Here is a 26,924-nt window from a genome sequence, read left to right on the forward strand (position 1 = left end):
CCGGTGCGCTGGATGTTCAAACCTGCTGAGGCGCGGGCGCGGGCGTCGCAGCGCCCGCCGGTGTCAGTGCCGCGCCCAACGGCTCTGGTGCGCGGGCGACGGCGTTGGCCATCCTTGCGGGGGCCAGGTCCGCCGTCGCAGCGCCGGCCGGCGGGCGGTCGGCCAGCCAGCGATGCAGGCAGCGCCACAGGTCGCCCGGTTCGATCGGCTTGGTCAGGAAGTCGTCCATCCCGGCGTCCATGCAGCGCGCGCGGTCGACGGCCATGGCATTGGCTGTCATAGCGATCACGGGCAGCTGCGCGGGCGCGTGCCGGCGGCGTATCTCACGTGTGGCCTGCACGCCGTCCATCTCCGGCATCTGCATGTCCATCAGCACCAGTGCGTGGCGCGCGGGCGTGGCCAGTGCCACCGCCTCGCGGCCGTTCGCGGCCACATCCGCCGTCATGCCCACCTCGCGCAAGAACTCGCAGGCGATCTCCTGATTCAGGTCGTTGTCCTCGGCCAGCAGCACATGCAGGCCGCGCAGCGCCGTGTAGGCCGCCGGGTCGTTATGGTCAGGGCCGCTGGCCGCCAGCGCCGCCGTGCCGATGCGCAGCCGCACCGTGCACCAGAACTGCGAGCCCAGGCCCGGCGTGCTTTCCACGCCGACCTCACCGCCCATCAGCCCCGCCAGGCTCTTGCTGATGGCCAGGCCCAGGCCGGTGCCACCGAAGCGGCGCGTGGTCGAGCCATCGGCCTGCGAGAAGCTCTGGAACAGCTGGCCGATCTGCTCGCGCGTGAGGCCGATGCCGCTGTCGTGCACCTCGCAGCGCAGCAGCACGTCATCGGCACCTCGGGCTGCCACGCACACGCGCACCCGCACCCGCCCCTGCTCGGTGAACTTGATCGCGTTGGTGGCGTAGTTGATCAGCACCTGGCCCAGGCGCAGCGGGTCGCCGCGCAGCTGCATGGGCACGTCCGGCTCCACGGTGACGATGAAGTCCAGGCCCTTGGCGGCTGCCTTGCCGGCCACCACGCTGGACAGGTTCTGCAGCACCTGTTCGAGTTCGAAGTCGATGGTCTCGATGTCCAACTTGCCGGCGTCGATCTTGGAGAAGTCCAGGATGTCGTTCAGGATGCCCAGCAGGTGCTGCGCCGCGCGCTGGATCTTGTGCAGTTGATCGCGCTGGCGCGCATCCACCGCGCCCATCAGCGCCAGGTGGCCCATGCCCATGATGGCGTTGATCGGCGTGCGGATCTCGTGGCTCATGTTGGCCAGAAAGCGGCCCTTGCTGGCCGCGGCCTCTTCGGCACGCTCCTTGGCCACGCGCAGGTCCTGCGCCTGCTCGCGCAGATCGCGCGTGCGCTCGTCTACCTGCCGCTCCAGGTCGGCCGACAGTTCGCGCAGCGCCAGTTCCATGGCCTTGCGCTCCGTGATGTCGGCTGAAATGCCGGCGACACCGGCCATGGCGCCATTGGGCAGGCGGATCGGAAAGCGCTGTGTCAGGAAGTTGCACCGACGCCCCTCGATCTGGCGCTCCTCCTCGATCTCCACCAGCCGCATCGCCTGCTGCACTTCTCGGTCGCGCGCCAGCAGGCCGGCGCCATGGCCGCCGGGCCAGAGCACTTCGGGCGAGCGGCCCTGCACCTGCGCGACCTCGACGCCGTTGGCGCGGGCGTAGGCGCGGTTGACGAACACAAAGCGTCCGGCGAGGTCGCGCACGTAAATGTTGGCCGGCAGCTGGTCGATCAGCATTTGGTTGAGTGCCAGCAGGGCCCGCGCCTCGGTCTGCAGTGCCAGGCTGAAGGCCACCAGCATCAGCGGCAGCACGAAGGCACCGGGCGGCGGGATGTTGACGACACCGAAGCGGGACAGCATGGCCAGTGCGGTGCTGAGCGCGAACATCCCCAGCCCCAGCGCCACCCAGCCGGCACCGGGGCGCCGCTCCATCGTCCGCAGCGCATGAACGCCGTAGCCGATCAACGCGAGCAAGGTCAGCGTGAACGCCAGCGCGCCGGGATGCGACGGGCCGGCGGCGCGCGTCCAGTGCTCGCCCCAGGGCAACGCGACCTGCTGCAGCGTGGGCGGCGCGCTGAACTGCAGCGTGTGCGGCGCGAACCAGTTCAGAGCCCAGACCACCAGCAGTGCCGCACTGATCGGAAGGACCACCCAACGCGGCCGCACGCCGGTGTACAGCGCGATGAACCACAGCACGCACAGATAGACCGCGCCGACCATCGCCAGATTGAAGCGCGACGCCGGCAGGAACACATCCAGCCCGGTGGCCGACAGCACGCGCAGTGCAGCGAAATTGCCAGCGACGACGAACACGCACAAGAGGGCCAGCAGCACCTGGGGCCCGCGCATTCGCGGCAGGTTGTAGTCGGCCACATGGCCCAACGCACCGAATGCACAGAACCCTGTCACAAGGTACAGGGCAGGCTCCAGGACAAGCATGTTCGGTCCCCCCTGCGCCGCGATACGGCCCTCCGAATGAGTATCGCTGAGCTGCTACGGCAGCGCCAGCCCGCGCGGGCACTGGCGCGGGGGCCATGGACTGCAGCCCGTCGGCGCACCCCTTGGGGCGGCGGCGTCCTACCTGGGCTTCGCGCCGCGGCGTCAAGCTCAGGGCGTAGGCAATACCGCTTGCAAGTTTCAAGGAGATCGCGATGAGTTCCAGCAACCCGACCGGCAGTGGCACGCGCCCGATGACCGATGGCGGCGTCGACAACGTAGGAGGGGCCAAAGCCTTCGGCACCACCACGAACGCGCTGGGCGAGCCGGTGGACGGCCCGGCGTCTACAGAGCGCATGCAGGACAAGGCAGAGGATGCAGAGGCCGCAGAGCACGACGATTCCGTGCCGTTGAATCTGCACGGCAACAAGCACCCTGAAACCAACAAGGAGCCGCGCTAGTTCAGCCGCATCCAGGGCGGGCTTGCCGCACACCGCGGGATCCGCGCCTTGACCGCTGGCCCGAGCCGCTTGGTCAGCGGGTCCAGTTCGCGCAGCCCCAGCCGGCCCACGATCCGCCGACCAGCCAGGCGCCATTGCGCACCAGCTGCCAGGCGGTGTCGCGTGCGGGCAGCTGGACCAGCCACACGCCACCGCTGCGGTCGGCCCACAGCACGCGCGCATCCGCTTTCGCGACCGCATTGAATGCTTGTGCGCCACTCGTTCCTGGGCCGAACACCACCAGCGACGGCTGGTCGCCCGCAGGCCATGTCGTGGCGACTGTGCCTGCGCCCAAGGTCACGATGACCAGAGCGCCCAGCGCCCGACGTGCGGTCGCCGCGGGTGCAGGCTTCACACCCTGCGGCGGCGTGTTGCCGTCTGGTCCGCCCGCGCCGGGCCCAGGCGCAGAGGCGCGCCGCAGCCAGAGCCCGGCGACCAGCGGCAAGAGCCCGAAGACGCCGAACCACAGCAGATCCCAGAACAGCGGGTCGGCAGCGTCACCACGCACGCGGTGGATGCCCGTCAGCCAGTGCGAGAGCACGGCATCCAGGATGTGCCAGCCCCCGAACCCGGCCAGCGCCGAGCCGCACACCCAGCGCGCAGCGCCCTGGTGATGCAGCGCGCGGCGTGAGCGCCACAGCCCCACCATCGCCACGGCCGCCACCAGATACATCACGAGATGGAAGATGCCGTCCGCCAGGATCTGCATGCGCAGGTCTTGCAGCGCCGCCGCGCGCACATCGCTCAGCAGGTGGTGCCACTGCAGGATCTGGTGCAACAGGATCCCGTCGAAGAAGCCGCCCAGCGCGAGGCCGAGCAACGCGGCGGATCGGCCCAGCGCGGTGGTCATCGTGCGTCAGTCGGGCTTGGTGTCGCCCTTCGCCTCCAACTGTGCGTCTTCCGTCAGGTCGCTGTAATGCTCCTGCGTGGCTGGCCCGCGCGGCTCATCGGCATGGCCGGCTTCCACGTCCCGAGCAGCCTGGCGCATGCGTTCGGTCGGCTCGCCGGTGCCGCTGTCGGACGACTCGTCGCGCTCATGGGGAAGCCGTGGCGCGACTTCGCCATCGACGACGGCGTGCGTGGCGCTGGGGCGGGTCGCACCCTTTTCGACCACCGGACGGGCGTCGATGTTGGGGTTGTCGGTATGGGCTGGGCTGGGTGAGGTCATCGATGTCTCCGGGGTTCTAAAGGTTCAGGCCGCCATGGCACTGCTGGTCACGCGGTCCCACCGGCGGTGGGCGCCCAGGTCGTCCATGAAGCTGGCCATGACGCCAGACAGCTCCGTGCCCGTCGAGACGCCCGCAGGCTTGGCGCCGGCCGGCAGCACACCGGCTGCCGTCAAAAAGTCGCTGCCCTCCGCCAGCGCCGCCACCGGCTTGGCGTGCTTGAACGCCTCGCGCACGAAGTGCACGGCGTCCCCGTTGCCCTTGAGCTGCGCCACGCTGGCCGGGCCGCCGAGCACCACCACCGCATCGAACACCACCGAAGGCATCGTCACGATCAAATGGTCGACGGGCACCGTGCCGCCCGAGGCGCCGTTCAACGTGCCCAGGCGTGTCGACAGCACCTTCACCGCTGCACCCGCCTTGACCAATGCAGCCTTCATGGCCTGCAGGCTGGCGATGTCGACCCCATCGGCCGCCAGAAACGCCACCTGGCGGCTGACGACGCTCTTGGGGTTGCCGCGCGCGATCATGCTCAGCTTGGGCGAGGGCGCATAGCGCTTGTCGCCGACGCGCACACTGGCCGGCGGCACCGGGATGCCCAGCACCTGCGCCACGCGGTCTGCCAGGCTGCGGTCCACGTTGACCAGGTTGGAAAGCATGCGCACGCGCACCGCCTGTACGGCGACCTTGGCCAGCTCGAACTGCAGCGCCTCCACGATGTGTTGCTGCTCCACCGGCGTCTGGCTTTGCCAGAACAGCGTGGCCTGCGAGTAGTGGTCTGCGAAGGTCTCGGAACGGTGGCGCACCTTGGGCCCGTTCACAGGCTGGGGAAAGCTGGCGAACCCGCCTTGCGCGGCCGGTACCTCGCGGATCGGCGGCGCATCGATCGAACTCGGCTCGTAGTTGATGCGCCCCTTGGCGATCGTCTGCCGATGGAAGCCATCGCGGTTCATGTTGTGCATCGGGCACACCGACCGGTTGATCGGAATCTCGTGGAAGTTGGGGCCACCCAGCCGCGTGAGCTGCGTGTCCAGATACGAGAACATCCGGCCCTGCAGCAGCGGGTCGTCGGACACATCGATCCCCGGCACCAGGTTGCCGGTGTGAAAGGCGACCTGCTCCGTCTCGGCGAAGTAGTTGTCCGTGTTGCGGTTGAGCTGCATCTTGCCGATGGGACGCACCGGCACCAGCTCTTCCGGGAGCAGCTTGGTCGCATCCAGCAGGTCGAAGCCGAAGCGCGTCGCGTCTGCTTCTTCGACCACCTGCACGCCCAGTTCCCACTCCGGGTAGTTGCCGGCGTCGATGGCGTCGGCCAGGTCGCGGCGGTGAAAGTCCGGGTCCTTGCCCGCCAGCTTCTGCGCCTCGTCCCACGCCAGGCCGTGCACGCCTGAAAGAGGCTTCCAATGGAACTTCACGAAGCGGCTGACGCCCTGCGCATTGATCATCCGGAAGCTGTGCACGCCGAAGCCTTCCATCATCCGGTAGGAGCGCGGGATGGCCCGATCCGACATGATCCACATGATCATGTGCGTGGACTCGGGCATCAGCGAGATGAAGTCCCAGAAGGTGTCGTGCGCGGTCGAGGCTTGCGGGATCTCGCGGTCCGCCTCCGGCTTGGCCGCGTGCACGAGGTCCGGGAACTTGATCGCGTCCTGGATGAAGAACACCGGGATGTTGTTGCCCACCAGGTCGTAGTTGCCTTCCTGCGTGTAGAACTTGGTGGCGAAGCCGCGCACATCACGCGCCGTGTCGGCCGACCCGCGCGATCCCGCGACGGTGGAGAAGCGTACGAACACCGGCGTCGTGAGGCTGGTGTCGTTCAGAAACTGAGCCTTGGTGAGACTGGCTTGCGAGGCGTAGGCGCGGAAGACCCCATGGGCCGCCGCGCCACGCGCATGCACCACCCGCTCGGGGATGCGCTCGTGGTCGAACGCCGTGATCTTCTCGCGCAGCAACTGGTCTTCCAGCAAGGTCGGCCCGCGTCGGCCGGCGCGCAGGGAGTTCTGGTTGTCGGAGATCTTCAGGCCGTGGTTGCTCGTGAGGAGCTGGCCAGTGTCGACCGAGGTCTCCGTCGCCAGATCCGCCGCCTTGTCCACGGGCTTCACGGCCGCAGCGCTGGGGGCGTTGGGAGCGTTCTGCGCGGCGGCGCCCATCAGCAGCGGTGCCATGGCCGCGCCGGCGGTGGTCATGCCGGCGGTGCCCAGGAAGCGCCGCCTCGACGGTTCGACTGCCGCTGCATCGGCAACTGGGGTCTGCTTGTCATCGTTCATGGGAGTCTTTCGTCTGGCAGCGCCGGGCCTGGTCTCGCATCGTCATGCGGCAGCCGGCACCTGGGCGTAAGACAACGCGCAGACAACGCTCGTTTCCTGTCCCACAGCAGGGGGTTGCGCCGGCCCCGGGGCCGGCCGCCGCACTGCATCACGCAGCGCGGCATGCGTTCAACGGGGCTTGGGGTGGCGGGGCAGCCGCACGGTGAACGTCGTGCCTTCGGCCTCGGTCGAGGTCACGTTCAGCGTGCCCTGGTGTGCCAGGGCGATCTGGTGCGCGATGTACAGACCCAGCCCGAGGCCGGACGATTCGACCGGCGTGCCGCGCCGGTCCTGCATGGCGCGGTTGAGCGGCATGAACATGTCCTGACGCGTGCAGTCAGGAATCGCCGGCCCGAAGTTGTGGACCTCCAGCGTGACCTCGGCCTTGGTGGCTGCCAGCGTCACGCGCACTTCACCATCCGCCGTGCCGTGGTGCAGCGCATTCGTCACCAGGTTGACCAGCATCTGCGAGAGGCGACCCGGGTCCCATTCGCCCACGAACGCACCGGCACTGTCGAAGCGGATGCGCCGGTGGGGGTGCGCCGCCTCCACCTCGTCGATCGTGCGCAGATAGAGGACCGCCATGTCCACCGTTTCCATCCGTACCGGCAGCCCCGGGCCCATGCGGGCGCGCGTGAAGTCCAGCAGGTCGCGCACCAGCCCATCCATGCGCTGCACGCTGCGCTGGGCGCGAACGGCTGCCTTCATCGTGGCGGCGTCGGCAGAGTCGGTTCGCAGGATGTACTGCATGCCGACGGAGATGGCGCTCAGCGGGTTGCGCAGGTCGTGGGCCAGCACGCCCAGAATCACCGCGCGCGACTCGTCGATCTTGGTGGAGTAGCGCGCAATCGACGCCATGACCGCCTGGTCGATGGCCTCGTTGAAACGCATGACGTCCTCGACATCGGCGCTGGTGCTCGGCAGGGTGCGCGACCAATGCCGCAGCACGCTCGCCCGGATCGCACGGAACTCCGCCGTCACCTGGTTGAGGGTGAAGTTGTCTTCCAACCGCGCGATGGCATGGCTCTCGGCCGCGTCCGTCAGCGAATCGGATTGCTCGTTCCCTTTGGCCTTTTCGCTGCGGTCCGATTCGGTCTGCGGTGCTGTCATGTTCTGCACCACGGCCACGAGCATGGCCTCCGCATGGTCGCGCAATGTGACCCGGTCGAGACCTGCCAGCGGCACGAGGGAGCGGGCGAAATCTTCCCAGTCCTGCAGGATGGGTTCGAGGTTCTGGGTGATGAATTCTGCGAGGCTGGTGCAGGCTCTGTCGGTGGGCATGGGATCACCTTGTGAAGGGGCCATCGGCGACAGCGTGAATCACCCTAGCACGCAGGCGCGCAAGCGCGCGTAGGACCGTGGCGCGATGGAGGCGGCCGTTCCGAGTGGTGTGCCCGGCATGCGCAGCCCGCAGCCAATGCAAGGCGGTGGAACACAGTGCAGCGAATCGGTGCCTGTTTCCAGGGGTTGGATTCAACGCTCCGTCACGCCGCGGCTGCCGCGACGATCGAGCAGACTGCTGTGGCAGTGGCCACGGGCTTTCCGTCCTGCTGCAGTTCGGCGGCGGCGTGGGCGACACTGCGGCCGCGCCGCACGAGGGTCGCGGTGCCGCTCAACGCGCCGAGCCGGGCCGGCCGCAGAAACGAAACGTTCAGGTTGAGCGACGCCACCCGTTCGCCCGGCGCGAGCGTGGCGTCGACGATGGTGGCGGTGAGCGCATCCAGCATCGCGGCCAGCATGCCCCCTTGCGCGTGGCCGGCCGGGTTCGCGAACTCGGGCGCGGCCGTGAACTCGGCATCGAGCCGGCCCGCATCGAGATCGACGCCGACGATGCGCTGGCCCAGCAGCGCGGCCACGGGCGGGGGCGGCGCTTCGCCGCGCTGCATGCGCCAGAACCAGCCGTCACGGATGTCGCCCATCGCCATACCCTCAGGCCAGACCCATGCGGCGTGCCATCTCGGCTCGCCATTCGGACCGCGGCTTGAAGCCCGGCAGCGAGCGCGCATGGGCCTCGGCGGCGGCCATGATGACCTCGTCGGCCGGGCTCAGGTCGACCGCGATACGCAACGGTTGCGACACATACCACGGCAGGTCGATGTACAGCTCCAGCCGGTTGCCCTCCGGGTCGCGCACGTAGATCGACAACGCGTTGCCGTGGGTCACCGGCGTGATGTCGCGCATGCCCTCGGCCTGCACGCGGCGGTGCATCTCCTTCAGCGTGGCCAGGCTGTCGGCCTTCAGCGATAGCTGGTTGATGACGTTGAACTCGAGCTGCTGCGGGCGGCCGGTGATCAGCACGATCTGGTGGTGCTCGTCGGGGTCGCGGCTTAAAAACACGAGATCCATCGGCCCTTGCGCGCCCGGCAACTGGCCGCGGTCGGTGACCGTGAACTCCAGAACGCGGGTGTAGAACCGCTCCATCGCCGCGATGTCGCTGACGTAGAGGCCGACGTGGCTGAATTCGAGACCGGGTCGGGTCATGGGAGGCTCCTCGCGCCCGCAGATCGCGGGCCGGTGGTGATGGGTGGGGCTTCGGTTCGCGGGTTCGCGGCCGTGTCAATCCAGGCGGATCCCGGCTTCCTTGATGACCTGGCCGAGCCGGTCGCTGTCGGACTTCATCAGCTCGGCAAAGTCCTTCGACGTGCCGCCGATCGGCTCGGCGCCGCTGTCGCCCAGGCGCGCCACGACCTCGGGCTGGCGCAGCACGGCATTGACGTCGGCCTGCAGCTTGTCGACGACAGGCTGGGGCGTGCCGGCCGGTGCCGCCAGCCCGAACCAGGGGCTCGCTTCGTAGCCCACGAAGCCCAGTTCGACCAGCGTCGGCACGTCCGGCAACAGCGGCGAACGCTTCGGCGCGTCGATCGCCAGCGCCCGCAGGCGCTTGTCCTTGACGAAGGGCAGGGACGATGGCATCGCGTCGAACATGAATTCCACCCGTCCGGCCACGAGATCCAGCAGCGCCGGTGCCGAGCCCTTGTACGCAATGTGGTTCAGCTGCAGTCCGTTCTTCGCGCGCAGCATTTCGGCCGCGATGTGCCCGCCGGCACCGACCGACTGCGACGCATAGCTGATCGCGCCGGGCTTGGCCTTGGCCGCAGCGATCAGCTCTTGGACGCTGCGGACCGGGCTGGTCGCGGGCACGACCAGCAGCTGCGGGATCTTGACCACACCGACGATGGGCACGAAGTCCTTGTCCGGGTCGTACGACAGCTTGGCGTACAGCGCCTTGTTGGTCGCGTGCGAGCCGATGTTGGCCAGGTACAGCGTGTGGCCGTCAGCCGGCGCCTGCTTGACGAAGCTGGCGCCGATCTGGCCGGCGGCGCCGGGCCGGTTGTCGACGATGACTGTCTGCTTCAATGCTTCACCGAGCTTCTGCGCCACGATGCGGGTGGACGCATCCGCCGCTCCTCCTGGCGGGAACGGCACGACGATGGAGATCGGTCGTGTTGGGTACGGCTGCGCGTGCGCGGCCAGCGGGGCGAGGGCGGCCAGCAGGCCGAGCGATGCGAGGGCGATCTTGAGCATGGTGGGGTCCTTCGGTGGGTCAGCGTGGGCAGGCGGTGCGCCTGCGCTCAGGCAGCGCCCCGGCTTGGCGAAGATGCGCCAGTGGCCAGGCGCATCAGGCGCGCGAGATCGGCACGGTCGCTCACCACACCGGCCACGTAGCGGTCGGGGCGCAGCAGCACGGCGCGCGCCCCCAGGCGATCGAGCCAGCCCCGGGCCGCGGCAGAGTCGGCGCGCACGACGACAACACGGTCGCTACCGGCTTCGACCTGCCAGGCCGGGTCGACCAGCAGCGTGAAGTGGTAGCCGACCCGGTCGTCAAGGCGCGCGCCGTCGGCCAGCAGCGGCTGCTCGCCGATGTGGCCCGCGGCCTCGCAGCCGTCGTAGGCCCCGGGCCCGAGCCGTGGCGACGGCGTGGTGAAGACCTGCCGAGACGCGCGCATCTCGTCGTCGCGGCGGCGCGCCGCTTGCGGGTCGGTGGTCTGGATCACGCCGCCGAGGCGGACGGCTGTCTCGATGAACTCACGCACGTGCGGCGAGCGCTCGGATTCGTAGGTGTCGAGCAATTCGTCCGCAGCCCTGCCGGTGATCACGTCGGCGAGTTTCCAACCGAGGTTGGCAACGTCGCGGATCGCGGCGCACATGCCCTGGCCCATGAACGGCGGCGTCTGGTGCGCGGCGTCGCCGGCGATCAGCAGGCGGTCGCTGCGCCAGCCGCGCGCGACCACCGAGTGGAAGGTGTAGGCTGCGGGCCGCTCGAGCACCGCATCGTCGGGGGTGATCCAGCGCGACAACAGGCGCCAGACCGCTTCGGGCTGGCACATTGCCGCCGCGTCTTCGCCAGGCAGCAGCATCAGTTCCCAGCGCCGGCGTTGGCCCGGCCCGCGCACATAGGTCGCCGGGCGGGCCGGGTCGCAGTACTGGATGCTGTGGTCGCCCAGGTCGGGCCGCTCACGACGCAGGATCAGGTCGACGACCAGCCAGCGTTCGTGCGACTTCAGGTCCTCGAGTTCGGTGCCCATGAAGCGGCGAACCGTCGACCGTGCGCCGTCGCAGCCGACGACATAGCGCGCCGCGGTGCGCAGCAGCCGCCCGCTGCGCGTGTCTTCGAGCCGCAGCGTGACCGAGTTTGCGCCGGGCTCGATCGAGAACACCTCATGGCGCAGCCGGATGTCCACGACCGGGTGGCCGGCGAGCTGCGCGCGCAGCTGCTCCTCGAGTGTCGGTTGATGGAATCGGTAGCTGGCCTGCCAACCTTGCGGCCCGATACCGGTGGGCCGGGTCCAGTCGAGCAGCAGTTCGCCGTCGGCAGCGACAAACTTCATGCCTGGCGCCACGACCAGACCGGGCAAGAGCCGATCGGCGATGCCGACGGTCTGGAAGACGCGCATGCATTCGCCATCGAAGTGGATCGCACGGGGCAGGCGATAGATGTCGGCCTCGCGGTCGAGCGCCAGCACCGACAAGCCGCGCAGTGCCAGCAGGTTGGCAAGCGTCGCGCCGGCCGGACCCAGGCCGACCACGACCACGTCGTACAGGTCATTCAGCGGCGGGTTCGATGTCAAAGACATGAGTGGCTCCTCGGATCGGCTGGGACCGGACGCTTCAGGCCTCGTCGACGATCGGGTTGCGCAGCACCCCGATCCGGTCGACCTCGACCTCGACCACGTCGCCGGCCTTCATCCACAGCGGCGGGTTGCGCTTGGCACCAATGCCGCCGGGGGTCCCGGTGACGAAGACGTCACCCGGTTCGAGCGGGGCGACCGTCGAGGCGTAGGCGATCAGGCGCGGGATGCTGTGGATCAGCTGCGCGGTGGTCGCGCGCTGGACCTCGACGCCGTTCAGCCGCGTCACCAGCGTCATCAGCGCGCCTGGGGCGATCTCGTCTGCGGTGACCAGCCACGGCCCGAATGCGCCGGTGCGCCAGAAGTTCTTGCCTGGGCACCATTGCTGGGTGTGCATCTGCCAGTCGCGCACCGAACCGTCGTTGTAGCAGGCGTAGCCGGCGATGTGGCTCCACGCGTCGGCCTCGGCGATGCGCCGCCCGCGCTTGCCGATGACGACCGCGATTTCGCCTTCGTAGTCGAGCTTGACCGATTCGGGCGGGCGTGGAATCGCGCTGCCGTGCCCGACCTGCGAGTCGGCCACGCGCAGGAAGAACATCGGCTGTTCGGTGACCTGCCGGCCGGTCTCTTGCACGTGGTCGGCGTAGTTGAGCCCGGCGCACCAGATCTTGCCCGGATTGGGAATCACCGGGAGCAAGACGACATCGGCGAGCGCAAAGTCCGGCGACCTGCCCTCCAGCTTGCGCGCCTCACCGAATGCATCGCCGGCCACCAGTGCCTTCAGGTCGGCGAAGCGCCCGCCCAATGCCGCACCCAGGTCGACCACCCCGTCACCCACGACAAGCCCGAACCCCGCCTTGCCCTGCCGTTCGAAACTGACCAATTTCATTGCTGCCTCACTTTGAAGTTAAATCTTAAATAATGAGATTATCGTACCAACTTCCTGCAGGCAGCTCAACCCTGGTACTTTCCCTATATCGCACTATTTGGGATTTATAGAGGCCACTGCGTCCCGGTCCGCCAGCCCTCTGGCGGGCCGAGCAGGGACAATGGCCATCGGCCACGCCATCGAACGAGTCCCTCAAGCCACGGAAGAACAACGACCATGACCAGCCCGGCACGGGTTTTCGCCATCCTCAACCTGTTCGGCGAGGCGCACCCGGTCTGGCACACCGACGACATCAACGAGACGCTCGGCTACACCCGGGCCACGGGCTACCGCTACGTCAAGGACCTGGTCGAAGCCGGCTTCCTGCGCAAGGTGTCGGCAGGGCGCTACTCGCTGGGGCCGCGCATCATCGAGCTGGACTACCAGCTGCGGCGCAGCGATCCGGTGCTGTTGGCCGCCGTGCCGGTGATGGACGAGCTGGCCAGGAAGGCACGGCTCGATGCCGTGCTGTCAACGATCTTCGGCGACAAGCTGGTCGACATCTACCGCGCCAGCATCGACCCGACGTTGCGGCTCGGCTACGGCCGCGGCCGGCCACGTCCGCTGTTCCTGGGTGCGGCGCCGAAGGTCATCCTGTCCCACCTGCCGCGGCCCCGTGTGGTCAGGATCTTCCAAGCGCACCCGGCCGAGGCGGTGGCTGCCGGCCTGGGAGTCGACTGGACCAGGTTTCGGGCGCGACTCACCGAGATCCGCAGGGAGGGCCTCTATTGGTCGCGTGGCGAACTGGAGGCCGGAGTCTCGGCAGCGGCAGTGCCGATCTTCGATGCCGATGGCGACATCGCCGCCGCGCTCGCCCTCGTCGGTCAGTCGGACCTTGTCGAGCAGGTCGGCGAGCGCCGACTGAGATCGCTGCTCGAGCGGGCCAGAGAAGAGATCCAGTCGCGCATCGCGCAGGGGACGCAGTTTCCCGCAGCTCCGGGCCCCGCAAGCCCGGCGTCCCCACTCCTGGATCAGGCGTGATCGCGCGGCGCCGCCCTGGCCATGCGGCCCGCCCCTGTCCATGTGCGCAGCCACACGGGTCGCAAGGTGGTCGCGTTCCCCACGTACGGCGCGATGCCCGTCAGCGCCACGCAGCGCAGATCCTCCGGCTTGTAGCGGGCGCTGAGCATCGTGATCGGCGTCAGGATGGGCTCGGTCTGCGACGTGATGAGCAGCACCGGCGCTTCGGCGCCTGCTGCCAGTGCCTTGTTGACGCCGAGCAAGCCGCCAGCGATGCAGATGCAAGGCGCTGGGCCGTGCGGCTGGGGCCCGCGCGTGCAGATGCATGCACGATCTCGCTCTCTGCGTGGGGGGCGGGTGCTACTCGGGCTGCAGGTTGATCGATTTGCCGATCCGCTGGTAGCGCGCTATCTCCAAGGCGAAGAAGACGGAGGCCTTGGAAAGATCTGTGGCATCGGCGCACTGCGCGCCCATGGCCGCAATGCTCTGGCAGAACTGGGGTTGTTTGAACACCTGGTTCAGCGCGCCGGACAGCTTGGCCAGCACGGGCTCGGGCACGCTTTTGGCCACCATCAGCGCGGCCCAGAGGTCGAAGTTGAAGTCCTGAACGAGCTTGCTCTCGTCCATCGTCGGCGTCTGGGGGAACTTGGCGTGGCGCACCGGGGCCGCGTACCCGATCGGCTTGAGCTTGCCCGCTTGCAGCATGCCAGGGACGGGGCCAGCCATGGGCAGAAAGGCCATGTCGATCTGGCCGCCCACCAGGTCCGTGATCACCTGCTGCGCGCCCTTGTACGGCACGTGCAGCAGCTTGACCCCTGCGTCCTGCGCAAAGCGTTCGGCCACCAGGTGGTAAGCCGAGCCCCGGCCCACGCTGGCAAAACTCAGTTCCTTGGCGGTCGACTTCTTTGCCAGCGCAACCACCTGCGCCACCGTGGCGGCGGGCAAGTCGGGGCGCACGGCCATCATCATGTAGGTGCTGCCGATCGGCCCCACCATGCGGAAGTCCTCAGCCTTGTAGCGCGCACTGGCCACGGCCATCGGCGTCTGGACCAGCTCGATCGGCGTGCCCAGCAGCAGCGTGTGGCCGTCGGTCGGCGCCGCCAGCACGCGTAGCGCCCCCAGCGAGCCGCCGACCCCGCCGACGTTGTCGACGATGACCGTCTGCCCCAGCTCTTTCTGAAGCGCTGGTGCCAACACACGTGCGATCGCGTCGGCCTGGCCGCCGGCCGGGTAGGTCACCAGCAGCGTGATCGTCTTCGATGGGTAGCCGCCTTGGGCCTGGGCGAATGCGCTGGCCAACGCCAGGAGACAGGGAAGCAGGTTGCGCAGCATGGGTAGGGTGGAGTTGAGGATGTGGGCCATGGTGAGTGGTGGGGTGCAGGTGCTGCGCCTGGTCATGACGACGCCCCGAGTGGCAGGTCACCGAGCACGACGCTCGATGCGGCGAGATCGACGTTGAAGCGCGCGCCCCCATGGGCGGGGTGGACGATGCGCAGCTCATGGTGTCCGCTGCCCGCCCGCAGGCCGTCGAGTCGGAAGTCGCCGAAGGCGTTGGTGGTGGTGCCGGCGACCTTGCTGCCCGCACGCACGAGTTCGACGGCGGCGCCTTCGACGCAGTCCGGCGTGGCGCCTGCCATCTGCACCACGCTGCCGGCGACGAAGACCGTGTCGACGCGCTCCAGGTGCCGGTAGTACACGCGCGGCTGCGTGCCCAGCTCGGGTTGCAGCGGGCGCAATCCTTCGGCCTTGGCGCGCGCGGCCATCGTGGCGTCGTCTACTTTGGCGACCTGAAGGGCGCGCGTCGGGCAGACGGTGACGGCGCGTGGTTCGTTCCAGCCGCCGTCTAGCAGGTGGGCATCGAAGAACCAGGTCTGCGGCAGCTGCTGTTCCTCGTTCCAGGCGACGGCCCCGTACGGGCAGGCGTCGACGAGGTCACGCCGCCCGCGGCACGCCACAGGATCGAAGAGCACGATGCCGTCGTCGCGCTTGCGCACGGCGCCGGCGCCCGCCTTCACGCAGGGTGCATCGTCGCAGTGGTTGCACAGGCGTGGCATGTAGGCCGCGTCGACATGGTGGCCGCTGCCGCGCACGTGCCTTTCGATGCGGATGACGCCCCGGCCCTGCGCCGGATGCGGCCCGGTGTAGCCAGGAAACGCGTTGCCGACGAACTCGTCCTTCGCGGCGACCACGCAGTTGTGGCAGTTGTGGCATTGGGCCACGTCGATGATCAGGTTCCACTTGGACATGGGGTCACTCCACTGTGGCCAACGCCGGTGCCCGCACGGCAGCGCCCGGCGTGCCAACCGGCTTCCAGGCCACCACCTGGACCAGGCAGGCGTTCGGGGCCATGCTGCTCGTTCCCTTCATCGCCGGGCGCGACGAGGTCAGCAGGTTCATGCAGCCGCCGATGTCCACCGTCTCGCCGTTGACTTGGACCGGGAGGTATTCCGCGCTCGATTCGAAGGACTTGACGACCCCGCGCGTCACCATGGCCGACACATCGGCGGCGCAGATCACCGCGCCACGGTCGTTGAACACCTTGACCAGGCTGTGGTGCGCGATGCCGCGCTCGGCAGCGTCGGCGCTGTGGATGCGCAGCAGCCAGTAGGCGTGCCCGTCGATGCGCACGCGGTGGTCCTCGATCTCGTTGATCGCGCTGTCCTTGCCGTCCACGTTGGTGTGGAAGCTGTAGCGCGAATGGGTGGCGACGAGTTGCAGCGGGAACCTGCCGGCGCGTTCGGCGGTGTGCAGTCCCTCCCACGACGGGATGTAGCGGTTGAGCACCGGCCGCTCGGGGTTCACCGGGTCGCTGCGCTTGAGCGTCTCGGGCATGAATTCCAGCTTGCCGCTGGGCGTCTGCAGGCCCATGCCGAAGGGCCCGGACCACTGCGAGGGCAGCGGCAATGCCTCGCAGATGTCCTTCGGCTTGCCCTCGGCAAACCAGCGGAACTGCGTCGCTGGCCGCAAGGCCTCCTGCTCGGGCGGCACCACGTAGTAGCCCTTGCGGCAGAACTCGGCCCATGAAACGCGTTGGGCCACGTCGGAGCCGTCGAACACGCGCTTGCACCAGTCGAGCTCGGAGCTGCCTTCGGTGAACATGGCGCCCAGGCCCAGGCGCGAGAGGATGTCGCTGAAGATCTGGTAGTCCGACTTCGACTCGCCCAGCGGCTCGATGCACTTGTGCTGCAGCGCGACCACGCGGTGGTTCACCGAATTGAAGCAATGCGGCAGGTAGCCGCCGCCCGAGCACCATTCGCCGATGTCGTAGCGCTCGAACTGCGTGCAGGCCGGCAGGATGAGGTCGGCGAACTGCGCCTCGCCCTCCATCCAGATCGACTGGTTGACGACGAACTCGATGCTCTCGTGGCGATAGGCCTGCGCCATGCGCGCCGATTCGGTCAGCGTGCTGAACCACGAGCCGCCGTATTTGTAGATCATGTGGATGCGCGAGTAGCCCGGCATCGGGTACTCGAAGGGCGCGAACTGGAGCTCGGTCGCGAAGCCGTCCCACAGGTAGCCCGTGGCCTTGCCGTTGATGATCGCGTCGGGGAACTGCTGCTTGGGCACCAGCTGGCGCACCGGGTTAACGGTGATCACGTGCGGCATCTTCTGGTAGTTGTGCACCGCGTTGCCGTTCCAGTTCAACTCGCCGCTGATGCCGCCGTCGGCATAGCCGGGGAAATAGAACTCGTGGTCCAGCGGCGTGCCGGCCTCCAGGTTGCCCATGTTGATGCCGGGCTTGCCCAGGCCGCGCATCGCCATCAGCATGACCATGCAGCGCGCCCATTGCGCACCGGTCGCGCCGCGGCCCGCGCCGCCGAAGCCACCGCCGGCTGCGCCCGCGCCGAGGTACAGCTTCTTCTTCGCCATCAGCCGTGCGAGGGCGCGCACGTCCTTGGCGGGCACGCCGGTCTCGGGCTCCTGCCACTCGGGCGTCTTCGGCACGCCGTCGTCGACCCCCATCAAGTGGTCACGCCAGGTTTCGAAGCCCGTGGTGCGCTTTGCCACGTAGTCGTGGTCGTACAGATCCTCGGCCACCCAGACCTGCATGATCGCCATGGCCAGCGCCGCGTCGGTGCCGGGGCGGATGGGAATCCAGCGCCCGCCGAGCCAGGCGGCCGTGGGGTTGAAGTGCGGATCGATGTGCACGAACTGCACCCCCAGGTCGCGCGCCCACTGGCGCCGCTCGGTGCCCTCGTGCCCGGCGTAGCCGGCGCGTGTGCTTTCCGGGTCGCTGGACCAGAGCACCATCAGCTCGGCCTCGCGCAGGCAGTCCTCCACCAGGCCGTAGTTGCCGGCGACGCCCACCCGCTGGCTCTGGCCCCAGTGGTGCATCGCGCCCCAGTACCAGCCCTCCCAGCTGTCGGGGTTGGCCGACACGCGCGTGAAGCCGACGAGGTTGCCGAAGCGCAGCATCGCACTGAGGTAGTAGCCGACGTTGCCCCACTGGTGGTGCGAGCCGTGCACGATCGTCATCGCCCCGGGCCCGTGCTCGCGGCGCTGGCGCAGGATCTCGCCCGCGACCATGTCCAGGGCCTCATCCCAGCTGATGCGCACGTAGCCGCTCTTGCCGCGGTTGGCCGGATTGCGCTCGCCTTGCGGATCGAAGTCGACCCGCTTCATCGGATACAGGATGCGCTTGTCGGAATAGACCGCCGCCTTCATGGCCAGCGCGTGCGTCGCCACGGTGGCCATGCGCCGGGGCGACAGGCGGCGGCCGCGCGCCACGATCGTCCAGCTCGGCGCGTCCTTCGCATCGAACTCGATCGGCACCGTGCGCACGATGCGCCCGTCCTTCACGTGCACGAACAACGGCCCGCCGTTGGTCAGCATCGTGAAGCGGGTGCCGCCGTCGGGCAACGGCGTGCCCATCCGCAGCCCCGAGGTCTGCGACAGGTTCAGCAACTGCATCCACCAGACGCACAAAGGATCGGGCCCGACGACCATCACCTTGAAGTTCTTCGCGGCATGCACGACCTCGCCCATGTCGGCGTTCGGCTTCATCATCGTGAGTGCGGTGTTGACGTCCTTGAACATCATGCGCACGTCTGGTTTCGGGTGGATGCCCGCCCCACTGCGTACCCGGCCGCCGCGCACGTCGAACCAGCGGCCGATGCTGCCGTCCTTGAGCTGGATCTGCACCAGGGCGTCGTGGCGCTTGGCAAAGGCCCGCAAGGCAGGACGGCTGCGCGCGGCGTGGCCCAGCATCTGGCCGAGGCCGAACAGCACGGTACGAAAGATGAGGCGCTTCATGGCTTCAGGCCGGCATGGGCTCGGCTTCGACGCGGTTCTCGATGTGGCCAAGGCCTTCGATCTCGACCTTCACCACATCGCCCGGTTGCAGGTACTTGCCCAGCACGACGCCGACACCAGCGCAGGTGCCGGTGGCGATGAGGTCGCCAGGCTCGAGCGTCATCACCTGGCTCAGCTCGTGGATCTGCTGCCAGACGTTGTAGATCATGCCGCCGGTGCTCGTCTTCTGGCGCAACTCGCCGTTCACCCACAGCTGCATCAGCAGCGCGTGCGGATCGGCCACTTCGTCGGCGGTGGTGATCCACGGGCCGATGGGGCCGTGGCTGTCGAAGCTCTTGCCGAGCGTGAAGGTCGGGCTCTTGAACTGCCAGTCGCGCGCCGTCACGTCGTTGGCGACGAAGTAGCCGCCGACGACGCTTGCCGCATCCTCGGCGCTCACGTAGCGGCAGCGCTTGCCGATGACGACGCCGAGTTCGGCCTCGTAGTCCATCTTCTCGGACACGCGCGGCTTGTAGATCGGGTTGTAGGGCCCGTTGATGCAGCTCACCTGCTTGTTGAACCAGAGCTGGTGCGCCGGCACCGTCATGCCGCCCTTGCGCGCTTCCTCGGCGTGGTCGTGGTAGTTCATGCCGATGGCCATGTACTTCTGCGCGTCGGGGACGGGCGCTTCGAGCTTGACCGATGCCAGCGCCCGGCCGGCGGGGGCGTCGCGCAGCGCGTCGGCGATGCGCCGGCGGCCGGCCACGCCGGCGGCCAGCAGCTCGCGGATCGTCTTGGGCGCCGTCGGATCGAGCTGGTCGATGTCGAAGACTTGGTGGGCTTGGACCACGCCGATCGTGGTGCGGCCGTCAACGGTATAGCGGGCGAGTTTCATGGAAGGCTCCTAAAGGTGGGGGTTGAATGATTCAGCTCATGAATTCGGGCGTCAGGGGGGGCGCCCACTGGCTGAGTTCCTCGATGCTGAAAGCGGCAGTGCCGACCGGCGTGCTGGCATTCACCAGGTCGCCATCGGTGTAGTGCTCGACCTTGTTGCCGAACGGGTCGCGCCAGTAGTCGAACAACTGGCTGCCTTGAACGTGGCGGCCGATTCCCCACGAGTGCACGTGGCCGCGGGTCTTCAACCACTCGCCGCCGTGCACCAGGTCATCGAAGTCGACAACCTCGAACGACGAGTGGTCGAAGCGGTTGCGCCCGTCCTGCGCGCTGACCAGCGCCAGCGTGTGGTGGTCGGTCCACTGCTGGCCCAGGTCACAGTGCATGAAGGCAGCGACCAGGTTCTCGGGCGCGCCGGCCCAGTAGGTGTCCGACGGTGTGAAGCCGAGCACCTCGCGATAGAAGGCCAGCGTCGCCGGGAAGTCGGCAACCAGCAGCGCGACATGGCCCAGGCGCGTGGCACTCGGCGCTTGCGGCTTCAGCCGCACCGGTTGGCCGAGGCGCTTGCGCCCGGTCCAGGCGTTGAACGCCAGCGGCTGGCGCACCGGCAGTGCCTCGTGCGTCGCCTGGCCGTGGATCAGGTCGACCACGAAGCCGGCCGGGTCGGTGAAGCGTACGCGCTGGCCGCCGCCGGGCTCCGGGTTGTCTTCGACCGGCTTGCCGACCCGCCGCGCCACGTCGGCAAGGGCCTCGGCGCTGCGCGCCAGGAAGCCGATGCCGACGGCCGTGTTCTCGGGGCCGAGTTCGGCGATATGGGCGTGGTGCACCGGCCCGGCAGCGCGCGAGTAGAGCGCGCTTGCGGTGCGCGTGACGGTGTGAAGCCCGAAGTCGGCGAGAAACGCGGCCATGCGGTCCAGGTCGGTGACCTGGTAGCGCACGAAGGCAATGTCCTGAATGGGGCTCATGGCGAGGCTCCTTGGGGTGAGATGGGCTTGACGGCGTCCCGGTCGAACCGTCATGTCCGTAGATTACGCCACGAATCATGGAGTTTCAGTAGGGAAATCCATGAACGTGATGAACATCTATTAACAATTGAATTATCGATATTTTGTGCGACTATCCTTGGTATCCATGGACCGAAGCATCTCTTCCGCTCGCAGCCTCACGTCGCAGGCCTTCGAACGGCTTCGCCACGACATCCTGCAAGGCCGCCTCGCACCCTCGGAGCGGCTGCGCATCCAGGCGCTCAGCAAGCGCTATGAGATCGGCGCGACCGCCATCCGGGAGGCGTTGTCGCGGTTGGTGACCGACGGACTTGTCGAATCCGAGGATCAACGCGGCTTCAACGTGGCACCGGTGTCGGCAGAGGAGCTGCTGGACCTGACGCGCACACGCATCCAGGTGGAGCAGATGGCCTTGCGGATGGCGGTCGCCCACGGGGACCTGGAGTGGGAGACGCAGGTGCTGAGCTGCTTTCACCGGCTTTCTCGGCTCGAGAGCCAGCCGTGGTCCGAAGAACTGTTGGCGAGCTGGGCCGTTGCGCACCGGCAGTTCCATGAGGCCCTGGTCAAGGGCTGCGGGTCGCCATGGACCCTGCGGCTGTGCCGGCTGCTCTATGACAAGTCCGAGCGCTACCGCAACCTGTCTGCGGCCGAGGGCAAGGAGCGTGGGCGCGACATCACGAAGGAGCACAAGGAACTCGCCGACGCGGCGCTGGCACGCGACGCCGACGCCCTCTGCCGGGCGATCGAGGCGCACTTCGTTCTGACGACGAGGCTCATCGTCGACGGTGACGCGCAGCCGCGCGCCATCCATCGCAGGAAGTCGCCCGGGGCGAATCCACCTGCCTGACGTCCCGCCCCCCCTTGAGTCCCTTTTCCCTCGCACTGAGCGAGTGCGTTCACGCGCCTGAGCCGCAGCGAAAGCGGTGCTTTGACGTGCGCTTCGCCGTCCAACACCCAAGGTAGGAGCCGTGTGCGGCAATCCTGCACGCACGGATCTGTGCGGGGGCTCGCGCAATATGGCGGCCCCACTGCGGTTGTTTCACCCGCCCGGCACAGGCTCAATTCAGTGATGTCAGAATTCCTGAACCAATAGTTTGAGAGATTCAACCGGCCTGCACGTGATCAGCGGACGACACCCATGCGCTTCGAACTCAGCTGGAGCGCTCCATGACCCTTTCGCGCTGCGGTTCACAGCCGCATGCGTGTGCTGCCGTACAGACACACCGACGCTTGCGCGCCCAAGCTTGACTTGATGCCACGCGTTCCATCTGCCGCACCATCCGCCGACTGCGAGCCTGAGGCCGCGGTCGTCCTTGTCGTCGATGACGACGCGTTCATGCGCGCGCTGCTGTGCCGTGTGTTGTCCAACGCCGGTATGCGCGTGGCGAGCTTCGGGTCTGCGGCCGAGTTTTTGAAAGACGCCGACCTGGAGACGGCCTGTGTGCTGCTGCTCGACCTCAGGATGCCCGGGATGTCCGGGCTGGAGCTCCATCAGTTGCTGCAGCGGCGTGGCGTCGATCTGCCAGTGCTGTTCATCAGCGGTGCGGCCGACCTGGCAACCGCCGTGACGGCCATGCGCAATGGCGCTGCCGACTTCATCGAGAAGCCGTTTCAGGATACCTCGCTGGTCGAGCGCGTGCGCCGCGCCGTCGCCCAGCACGCCGATCGCGTGGCCACGTCCAGGCCGCTGGCTGACCCGCAAGTGATGGCCCGATTCGAGACGCTGACGCTGCGCGAACGTGAGGTTTTCGAACTGCTGGTGACCGGCATGAGCAGCAAGTTGATCGCCCGCGAACTGGGTGGCAGCTTCCGCACGATCGAGATCCACCGGGCACAGATCATGCGCAAGATGGCGGCACGTCATTTGCCCGATCTCGTGCGCATGAGCATCGAATCCATGCCACCTCGCGAGGTGCAGGCGCCCACGGGCGTCGACAGCACTGGGTAGACGGGTGACGGGGCGCGACGCTCCGTGTGCCTACGTATGGCGCCCGTCGTGGGCGTTCCCTAAAGTCCGCATCGAGAACCCCGTGACGCAGCGCAAAACCTTCTGGTCGGCACTGCGGGATCGGAGTTCGAGGTCTGCGCTTTCTCCCACGGGAAGCGCCGTCTCAGAAAAAGGGCATACCCGCCGGAAACGCGGGGACGCAAAGTCACCGGTCTAAGGGGCACACCGCCCTATGGCAGCGGGACTGCCTGGGCGGTCGATGTCATGCATTTGCGACGTGTCGCAAGCACGGCACCAGCAGCCTGTGGGGGGCTGGTCGCTGCGACCTGCTTCCACCTTCTTCCGAGCGCCGCCCGGCCATTGTGGATTGGTGCCTTCTCCTGGAGTCCATTCATGTTCACAAAGCAAGTTTGCGCACGTGCTGCGCTCGCGCTGGCCTCGCTCGTCGTGTGCGGCGCGACGTCCGCCGCCCAAAGCGATAGCGTTCTCGCGCTTGACGCGACGCTGACGTCGGCGTGTGCCGTCTCCGGTGCCGCGACGATCAGCTTCGGGAGCTTTTCGACCCTGGAGGCGGCGGACCGCACGGCCGACAGCGGCTCGACATTCACCGTGGCGTGCTCGGTCGACATGGAACCTGCGATCTTTGCGGCGGGCACGCGCACCGTCATCAATGGCGCCAACACGCTGCCCTTCAACCTCAGCTTGACCAGCGGGGCTGCGGCCGATGACCTGCCCGCCACACTCGCCCTGGCAGCACCCCTGACGCTGGTGCAGGACGGCACGGTGAAGGTCGTGACCCTGTACGCACGGCTGGCCAAGGCGAACTTCGGCGCGCTGCCCGCTGGTGCCTATGCCAACGGCAGCGCGGTGACCGTGTCGGTCGTGTACTAGACACGCCATGCGGCTGCAAGGGATCACGTCCGCAGTCGCATCGGTGGGCCTGGGCGTGGGGGCGGTGCTGGGCCTTGTCGGCGCCCCGGCGCATGCCTTGACGATCTCGCCGGTGCTGGTGGAGCTGTCCCCCGCGCGGCGGGTCGCCTCGATCACCATCACCAATCCCGGCGACCGCCCGCTCACCTTCCAGACGCAAGTGCGCGCCTGGAGCCAGCCCGACGGTGCCGACGTCTACGCCGACTCCGCCCAACTGCTGGTCGTGCCGCCCATTGCCGAGATTGCGGCGGGTGGCAGCCAGATCTTCCGGGTGACGACGCGCACCCGGCCGAGTGCCGATGAGCACGCCTACCGTCTGATCTTCGAAGACGTGAGCGAACTCGCTGCGCCGGCGCCGGCCCAAACCGCGATCAGCGTTCGCGTCAACCACGACCTGCCCGTCTTCTTCGCCGCAGCGGGCCCGTTGCGTCTGCAAGCCCGGCTGGGCCCGTGCGCAGATGCCGCCGTGCTGCCCGCCACGACCGGGTGCGTGCGACTCGACAACGCCGGCAGCCGCTACGTGCGGGTGAAGTCACTGACGCTGGAAGGCGCCCACTGGCGCAAGGAGATGCGCCTGGGCACCCGCGTGCTGGCGGGCGCCTGGCGGCAATGGACCTTCGACCGCCCTGCCCAGGTGAAAGGCCCGCTGCGCGTGACAGCCGACACCTCGGACGGGCCGGTGACCTTCGAGTGGCCCCACCCGCCGCCCTGAAACGCAGACGCCATGGCACCACGTGCCCGCCTCGTCTGCCCGGGCCCTGCATGTGATGCCGGGCCATCAGCACGCCGGCTGGTGGCCGTGTGCGCCAGCCTGCTCGTGACGCTGGCGGCAGCTTCGCAGGCGCAGTCGAACGTGGAGGCGCTGCTGCTGGATGTGCGCGTCAACGGCAGGGCGCTGGCCGGCATCGTCCAGGCGGAGCGGCTGGCCGATGGGCGGCTGGCGCTGCCGACGGACCTGTGGGCACAAGCGCGGCTGCAGCCCGCAGGCGCGCCCGTGACGCTGCTGGACGGCACGCAAGGCTACGTTCTCGACGCCGTGCCCGGCATCGCCTACAGGATCGACCGCAGCCGCCTGGCGCTGGACATCAGCGCGCCCGCTGCGGCCTTCGATGCGACCGCGCTGTCCCTGCGTGGCGCGCGGGCCGCGGCCCAGCTGCCGCCGCCCGGCGTCTATGTCAACTACGACTTCACGGCGACACGCGACGGGCGCCAGTCGACGCAGTACGGCGCGCTCATCGAAGGCGTGGGTTTCGGCAGCTGGGGCGCAGTGGTGGCCAGCGGGGTCGTCCGCGCGCAAGAGCGGGCGCATGCGGCGATTCGCCTGGACACCTACTGGCGCACCGATCTGCCGGGTCGCATGGAAACGCTGGTGGTCGGCGATGCCGTCGGCACCGGCGGCGCGTGGAGTCGCCCCGTGCGCTACGGTGGTGTGCGCTATGCGCGTGAGTTCAAGCTCGCTCCCGGCTTCCTCACCTACCCGAGCCCGTCGATCTCCGGCTCGGCGGCGTTGCCTTCCACGGTCGATGTGCTGATCAACAACCAGCGCAGTGCGCAGTCGAGCGTGCAGCCCGGCCCGTTCGAGATCACCCACGTGCCGATCGTCACGGGCGCCGGGCAGATGCAGCTTGTCGTGCGCGATCTGCTCGGCCGCGAGACCATCGTCAACCAGAGCTACTACGTTGCGCCGTTGCTGCTGGCACCGGGGCTCTCGGACTTCTCGCTCGAAGCGGGCGCGCTGCGCAAGCACTACGGCACACGCAGCGATGACTACGGCGCGGTGTTCGGCGCCGGCACCTACCGCCTGGGCCTCAACGACGCATGGACCGGTGAGGTGCGTGCCGAAGTCGAACGCGAACGCGTCGCCGCAGGCGCCGGTGTCGCAGCCGTCGTTGGCGGGCTTGCCGTGGTGGCGCTCGCGGCGGGGCATGCGGTGTCCAAGGGCGAGCGCGGCGGGCACTATGTCGCCAGCGTTCAGCGCAGCACGTCCAAAGGGGGCGTGAGCCTGGCGGCCGAGCATTTCGATGCTGGCTACCGGCCATTGGGCGCCAGTGCCTTCGAATCGCGGCCCAAGCGCCAGATCGTCGCGGGCGGCGGCATGGCGCTGGGGCACGGCATCACGGCGGGTGTGAGCTACACGCAGCGCAGGGCCTGGGACGGCACGCGCTTCGCGCTGGCGGGTGCCAATGTGTCCATCGCGCTGCCCGGCAGCGTGCTCGTCAGCGCTTACGCGAGCAAGGCCTTGAGCGCCGGCCAGCGCCTGGCCGGCGGCATCCACCTGATCATTCCGTTGGGCGCGCGGCGCGTGCTCACGACGAGCAGCGCGCGCGACACGTCGGGCCAGGCGGTTCACTCGGTGCAGGCGGCACAGCCCGTGCCGGCCGGGCCGGGTTGGGGCTGGCGCCTGGCGGGCCATGAGGGCGCCACGAACCGTGTGCAGGGCGCAACGACCTACAACAGCAACCACGGGCAGTTCACCGCGCAAGCCAGCGCCGGCCCGGATGCCAACGCCGTGCGGTTGGGCGCCAGCGGTTCGGTGGGTTGGATGTCTGGCCTGGCATTTGCCTCACGCCGTATCGACCAGGGCGCGTTCGCGGTCGTGCACGTCGGCGACCTCGAAGGCGTCCCGGTATCGCTCAGCAACCAGGTGGTGGCCGTCACCAACCGCAACGGGCTGGCGTTGGTCACCGGGCTTCTGCCCTTCCAGACCAATCAGCTCACACTCGACGCCGACCTGTTGCCTTTCGACGTGGAGGTCGGCGGCGTGCGGGAAGAGGTGGTCCCGTACGCACGCAGTGGCGCGTTCGTGCACTTCCCCGTCAAACGCTCGCGCGACGCACTGGTCGTGCTGCAGCAGCCCGATGGCGCGCCCGTGCCTGCGGGCGCGCGCGTCACGACGGCCCCTGGTCACCAGGAATTCATCGTGGCCAAGCGTGGAGAGGCCTATCTCCTCGGTCTGTCGGATGTCAACCGCATCGAAGTGCGTTGGAAGGGTGGCGGCTGCGCGCTGGCGCTGACGATGGCGCCCGGGGTGGCCGGCGCCGCGCCGCCGCGCATCGGTCCCCTGGTCTGTGGTGGTGCGCCATGAGATGGGTGCAGCAGGGTGCGTTGGCGTGCGTGGCTGCGACCGCTTGCACGCAGGCGATGGCCGTCCCGACCTGCACCGTCGCGACGGGCGCCACGCTCTCGTTCGGGGCTGTTGTCGCGCTCGCCAGCACCGGCCCGGTGACGAGCAACAGTGCCGGCAGCTTCTGGGTCAACTGCACAAGCGACGTGATGGCGGCGCCATTGTTGTATTCGGCGACGCCGCGCACGCTGACATTCGGCGGCCACAGCCTTGCGTTTGCGCTCTCCGCCGTGGCGCCCGGCGGTGCCGAGCTGCCAGGCGCCTCGCCGGGCGCACCACTGGGGTTCACGCGCAACGGCACCAACCAGACCGTCACACTGCACGGGCGCATCGACGCCAGCCACTTCAGGTCGCTGCCTGCGGGCAGGTATGCGGGGTCGATCGTCCTGACGCTGGAATATTAGGTGTGGGCCCCATCTGGACATG

General features: G+C 68.4%; 24 protein-coding genes and 1 riboswitch. Of the genes, 8 read left to right on the forward strand and 16 right to left on the reverse strand.

Annotated features, from left to right (window positions below; translation table 11 throughout):
* Positions 1-16: 16 nt before the first annotated feature.
* Positions 17-2,437, reverse strand: a complete 2,421-nt coding sequence (locus AC099J_RS04270; RefSeq protein WP_479613975.1) for a PAS domain-containing hybrid sensor histidine kinase/response regulator — start codon at positions 2,435-2,437, stop codon at positions 17-19.
* A 212-nt stretch (positions 2,438-2,649) separates the two neighbouring features.
* Here AC099J_RS04270 and AC099J_RS04275 point away from each other — a divergent pair, with 212 nt between their 5' ends.
* Positions 2,650-2,895 carry a hypothetical protein gene (locus AC099J_RS04275; protein WP_479613976.1) on the forward strand — a complete coding sequence of 82 codons (246 nt, stop codon included), beginning with the start codon at positions 2,650-2,652 and terminating at the stop codon, positions 2,893-2,895.
* A 73-nt stretch (positions 2,896-2,968) separates the two neighbouring features.
* Here the strand turns inward: AC099J_RS04275 and AC099J_RS04280 are convergent, their stop codons facing one another.
* From AC099J_RS04280 to AC099J_RS04320, 9 genes are all read right to left on the reverse strand, one after another.
* Positions 2,969-3,784, reverse strand: a complete 816-nt coding sequence (locus AC099J_RS04280) for a DUF2243 domain-containing protein (RefSeq protein ID WP_479613977.1) — start codon at positions 3,782-3,784, stop codon at positions 2,969-2,971.
* A 6-nt stretch (positions 3,785-3,790) separates the two neighbouring features.
* Positions 3,791-4,102 carry a hypothetical protein gene (locus tag AC099J_RS04285; protein WP_479613978.1) on the reverse strand — a complete coding sequence of 104 codons (312 nt, stop codon included), beginning with the start codon at positions 4,100-4,102 and terminating at the stop codon, positions 3,791-3,793.
* Between the two features lie 24 nt (positions 4,103-4,126).
* Positions 4,127-6,268 (reverse strand): catalase, encoded by a 2,142-nt coding sequence (locus AC099J_RS04290; protein WP_479614412.1) that lies wholly within the window; start codon positions 6,266-6,268, stop codon positions 4,127-4,129.
* A 270-nt stretch (positions 6,269-6,538) separates the two neighbouring features.
* Positions 6,539-7,690 carry a sensor histidine kinase gene (locus tag AC099J_RS04295; protein WP_479613979.1) on the reverse strand — a complete coding sequence of 384 codons (1,152 nt, stop codon included), beginning with the start codon at positions 7,688-7,690 and terminating at the stop codon, positions 6,539-6,541.
* A 203-nt stretch (positions 7,691-7,893) separates the two neighbouring features.
* Positions 7,894-8,328, reverse strand: coding sequence for a PaaI family thioesterase (locus AC099J_RS04300; RefSeq protein WP_479613980.1), 435 nt, complete (start codon positions 8,326-8,328; stop codon positions 7,894-7,896).
* A gap of 10 nt (positions 8,329-8,338) precedes the next feature.
* Positions 8,339-8,890 (reverse strand): VOC family protein, encoded by a 552-nt coding sequence (locus tag AC099J_RS04305; protein ID WP_479613981.1) that lies wholly within the window; start codon positions 8,888-8,890, stop codon positions 8,339-8,341.
* Positions 8,891-8,965: 75 nt separating this feature from the next.
* Positions 8,966-9,934, reverse strand: coding sequence for a Bug family tripartite tricarboxylate transporter substrate binding protein (locus AC099J_RS04310; RefSeq protein WP_479613982.1), 969 nt, complete (start codon positions 9,932-9,934; stop codon positions 8,966-8,968).
* A gap of 47 nt (positions 9,935-9,981) precedes the next feature.
* Complete coding sequence (gene mhpA / locus AC099J_RS04315; protein ID WP_479613983.1) at positions 9,982-11,484, reverse strand: bifunctional 3-(3-hydroxy-phenyl)propionate/3-hydroxycinnamic acid hydroxylase MhpA; 1,503 nt, start codon at positions 11,482-11,484, stop codon at positions 9,982-9,984.
* Positions 11,485-11,518: 34 nt separating this feature from the next.
* Entirely contained in the window at positions 11,519-12,367 is an 849-nt protein-coding gene (locus tag AC099J_RS04320; RefSeq protein ID WP_479613984.1) for a fumarylacetoacetate hydrolase family protein, read from the reverse strand.
* 216 nt (positions 12,368-12,583) lie between these two features.
* On the opposite strand from AC099J_RS04320, the gene AC099J_RS04325 reads away from it, so the two are divergent.
* On the forward strand, positions 12,584-13,387 hold the full coding sequence (locus AC099J_RS04325; protein WP_479613985.1) for an IclR family transcriptional regulator: 804 nt from the start codon (positions 12,584-12,586) through the stop codon (positions 13,385-13,387).
* Here the strand turns inward: AC099J_RS04325 and AC099J_RS04330 are convergent.
* The 6 genes from AC099J_RS04330 to AC099J_RS04355 all read right to left on the reverse strand — a co-directional run bounded on the left by AC099J_RS04330 (position 13,378) and on the right by AC099J_RS04355 (position 20,457).
* Positions 13,378-13,629 (reverse strand): hypothetical protein, encoded by a 252-nt coding sequence (locus AC099J_RS04330; protein WP_479613986.1) that lies wholly within the window; start codon positions 13,627-13,629, stop codon positions 13,378-13,380. The genes AC099J_RS04325 and AC099J_RS04330 overlap by 10 nt on opposite strands.
* 97 nt (positions 13,630-13,726) lie before the next feature.
* Positions 13,727-14,728, reverse strand: a complete 1,002-nt coding sequence (locus tag AC099J_RS04335; protein WP_479613987.1) for a tripartite tricarboxylate transporter substrate binding protein — start codon at positions 14,726-14,728, stop codon at positions 13,727-13,729.
* Between the two features lie 32 nt (positions 14,729-14,760).
* Positions 14,761-15,612, reverse strand: a complete 852-nt coding sequence (locus AC099J_RS04340) for a 4Fe-4S dicluster domain-containing protein (RefSeq protein ID WP_479613988.1) — start codon at positions 15,610-15,612, stop codon at positions 14,761-14,763.
* 4 nt (positions 15,613-15,616) lie between these two features.
* Positions 15,617-18,619, reverse strand: coding sequence for a molybdopterin-dependent oxidoreductase (locus AC099J_RS04345; protein ID WP_479613989.1), 3,003 nt, complete (start codon positions 18,617-18,619; stop codon positions 15,617-15,619).
* A gap of 4 nt (positions 18,620-18,623) precedes the next feature.
* Positions 18,624-19,493 (reverse strand): fumarylacetoacetate hydrolase family protein, encoded by an 870-nt coding sequence (locus tag AC099J_RS04350; protein ID WP_479613990.1) that lies wholly within the window; start codon positions 19,491-19,493, stop codon positions 18,624-18,626.
* 31 nt (positions 19,494-19,524) lie between these two features.
* Complete coding sequence (locus AC099J_RS04355) at positions 19,525-20,457, reverse strand: VOC family protein (RefSeq protein WP_479613991.1); 933 nt, start codon at positions 20,455-20,457, stop codon at positions 19,525-19,527.
* A 166-nt stretch (positions 20,458-20,623) separates the two neighbouring features.
* Here AC099J_RS04355 and AC099J_RS04360 point away from each other — a divergent pair, with 166 nt between their 5' ends.
* The 6 genes from AC099J_RS04360 to AC099J_RS04385 all read left to right on the forward strand — a co-directional run bounded on the left by AC099J_RS04360 (position 20,624) and on the right by AC099J_RS04385 (position 26,902).
* Positions 20,624-21,343, forward strand: coding sequence for an FCD domain-containing protein (locus tag AC099J_RS04360; protein ID WP_479613992.1), 720 nt, complete (start codon positions 20,624-20,626; stop codon positions 21,341-21,343).
* Between the two features lie 405 nt (positions 21,344-21,748).
* Positions 21,749-22,444 carry a response regulator transcription factor gene (locus tag AC099J_RS04365; RefSeq protein WP_479613993.1) on the forward strand — a complete coding sequence of 232 codons (696 nt, stop codon included), beginning with the start codon at positions 21,749-21,751 and terminating at the stop codon, positions 22,442-22,444.
* A 163-nt stretch (positions 22,445-22,607) separates the two neighbouring features.
* Positions 22,608-22,696, forward strand: a riboswitch (cyclic di-GMP riboswitch).
* Positions 22,697-22,837: 141 nt separating this feature from the next.
* Positions 22,838-23,335, forward strand: coding sequence for a spore coat protein U domain-containing protein (locus tag AC099J_RS04370; protein WP_479613994.1), 498 nt, complete (start codon positions 22,838-22,840; stop codon positions 23,333-23,335).
* Positions 23,336-23,342: 7 nt separating this feature from the next.
* A complete protein-coding gene (locus AC099J_RS04375; protein WP_479613995.1) occupies positions 23,343-24,086 on the forward strand; it encodes a fimbrial biogenesis chaperone in 744 nt (247 codons plus the stop codon).
* A gap of 12 nt (positions 24,087-24,098) precedes the next feature.
* A complete protein-coding gene (locus AC099J_RS04380; RefSeq protein WP_479613996.1) occupies positions 24,099-26,459 on the forward strand; it encodes a fimbria/pilus outer membrane usher protein in 2,361 nt (786 codons plus the stop codon).
* A complete protein-coding gene (locus AC099J_RS04385) occupies positions 26,456-26,902 on the forward strand; it encodes a spore coat protein U domain-containing protein (protein ID WP_479613997.1) in 447 nt (148 codons plus the stop codon). The genes AC099J_RS04380 and AC099J_RS04385 overlap by 4 nt, the downstream gene beginning before the upstream one ends.
* The last annotated feature ends 22 nt before the right edge of the window (positions 26,903-26,924 follow it).

The organism is Rhodoferax sp. RT4P68, from assembly GCF_056521305.1.

What these genes read in the sequence shown, in the direction of transcription:
- AC099J_RS04270 (WP_479613975.1), bottom strand. Translation starts at nt 2,437, where the DNA reads ATGCTTGTCCTGGAGCCTGCCCTGTACCTTGTGACAGGGTTCTGTGCA.
- AC099J_RS04275 (WP_479613976.1), top strand. Translation starts at nt 2,650, where the DNA reads ATGAGTTCCAGCAACCCGACCGGCAGTGGCACGCGCCCGATGACCGAT.
- AC099J_RS04280 (WP_479613977.1), bottom strand. Translation starts at nt 3,784, where the DNA reads ATGACCACCGCGCTGGGCCGATCCGCCGCGTTGCTCGGCCTCGCGCTG.
- AC099J_RS04285 (WP_479613978.1), bottom strand. Translation starts at nt 4,102, where the DNA reads ATGACCTCACCCAGCCCAGCCCATACCGACAACCCCAACATCGACGCC.
- AC099J_RS04290 (WP_479614412.1), bottom strand. Translation starts at nt 6,268, where the DNA reads ATGGCACCGCTGCTGATGGGCGCCGCCGCGCAGAACGCTCCCAACGCC.
- AC099J_RS04295 (WP_479613979.1), bottom strand. Translation starts at nt 7,690, where the DNA reads ATGCCCACCGACAGAGCCTGCACCAGCCTCGCAGAATTCATCACCCAG.
- AC099J_RS04300 (WP_479613980.1), bottom strand. Translation starts at nt 8,328, where the DNA reads ATGGGCGACATCCGTGACGGCTGGTTCTGGCGCATGCAGCGCGGCGAA.
- AC099J_RS04305 (WP_479613981.1), bottom strand. Translation starts at nt 8,890, where the DNA reads ATGACCCGACCCGGTCTCGAATTCAGCCACGTCGGCCTCTACGTCAGC.
- AC099J_RS04310 (WP_479613982.1), bottom strand. Translation starts at nt 9,934, where the DNA reads ATGCTCAAGATCGCCCTCGCATCGCTCGGCCTGCTGGCCGCCCTCGCC.
- mhpA (WP_479613983.1), bottom strand. Translation starts at nt 11,484, where the DNA reads ATGTCTTTGACATCGAACCCGCCGCTGAATGACCTGTACGACGTGGTC.
- AC099J_RS04320 (WP_479613984.1), bottom strand. Translation starts at nt 12,367, where the DNA reads ATGAAATTGGTCAGTTTCGAACGGCAGGGCAAGGCGGGGTTCGGGCTT.
- AC099J_RS04325 (WP_479613985.1), top strand. Translation starts at nt 12,584, where the DNA reads ATGACCAGCCCGGCACGGGTTTTCGCCATCCTCAACCTGTTCGGCGAG.
- AC099J_RS04335 (WP_479613987.1), bottom strand. Translation starts at nt 14,728, where the DNA reads ATGGCCCACATCCTCAACTCCACCCTACCCATGCTGCGCAACCTGCTT.
- AC099J_RS04340 (WP_479613988.1), bottom strand. Translation starts at nt 15,612, where the DNA reads ATGTCCAAGTGGAACCTGATCATCGACGTGGCCCAATGCCACAACTGC.
- AC099J_RS04345 (WP_479613989.1), bottom strand. Translation starts at nt 18,619, where the DNA reads ATGAAGCGCCTCATCTTTCGTACCGTGCTGTTCGGCCTCGGCCAGATG.
- AC099J_RS04350 (WP_479613990.1), bottom strand. Translation starts at nt 19,493, where the DNA reads ATGAAACTCGCCCGCTATACCGTTGACGGCCGCACCACGATCGGCGTG.
- AC099J_RS04355 (WP_479613991.1), bottom strand. Translation starts at nt 20,457, where the DNA reads ATGAGCCCCATTCAGGACATTGCCTTCGTGCGCTACCAGGTCACCGAC.
- AC099J_RS04360 (WP_479613992.1), top strand. Translation starts at nt 20,624, where the DNA reads ATGGACCGAAGCATCTCTTCCGCTCGCAGCCTCACGTCGCAGGCCTTC.
- AC099J_RS04365 (WP_479613993.1), top strand. Translation starts at nt 21,749, where the DNA reads ATGCCACGCGTTCCATCTGCCGCACCATCCGCCGACTGCGAGCCTGAG.
- AC099J_RS04370 (WP_479613994.1), top strand. Translation starts at nt 22,838, where the DNA reads ATGTTCACAAAGCAAGTTTGCGCACGTGCTGCGCTCGCGCTGGCCTCG.
- AC099J_RS04375 (WP_479613995.1), top strand. Translation starts at nt 23,343, where the DNA reads ATGCGGCTGCAAGGGATCACGTCCGCAGTCGCATCGGTGGGCCTGGGC.
- AC099J_RS04380 (WP_479613996.1), top strand. Translation starts at nt 24,099, where the DNA reads ATGGCACCACGTGCCCGCCTCGTCTGCCCGGGCCCTGCATGTGATGCC.
- AC099J_RS04385 (WP_479613997.1), top strand. Translation starts at nt 26,456, where the DNA reads ATGAGATGGGTGCAGCAGGGTGCGTTGGCGTGCGTGGCTGCGACCGCT.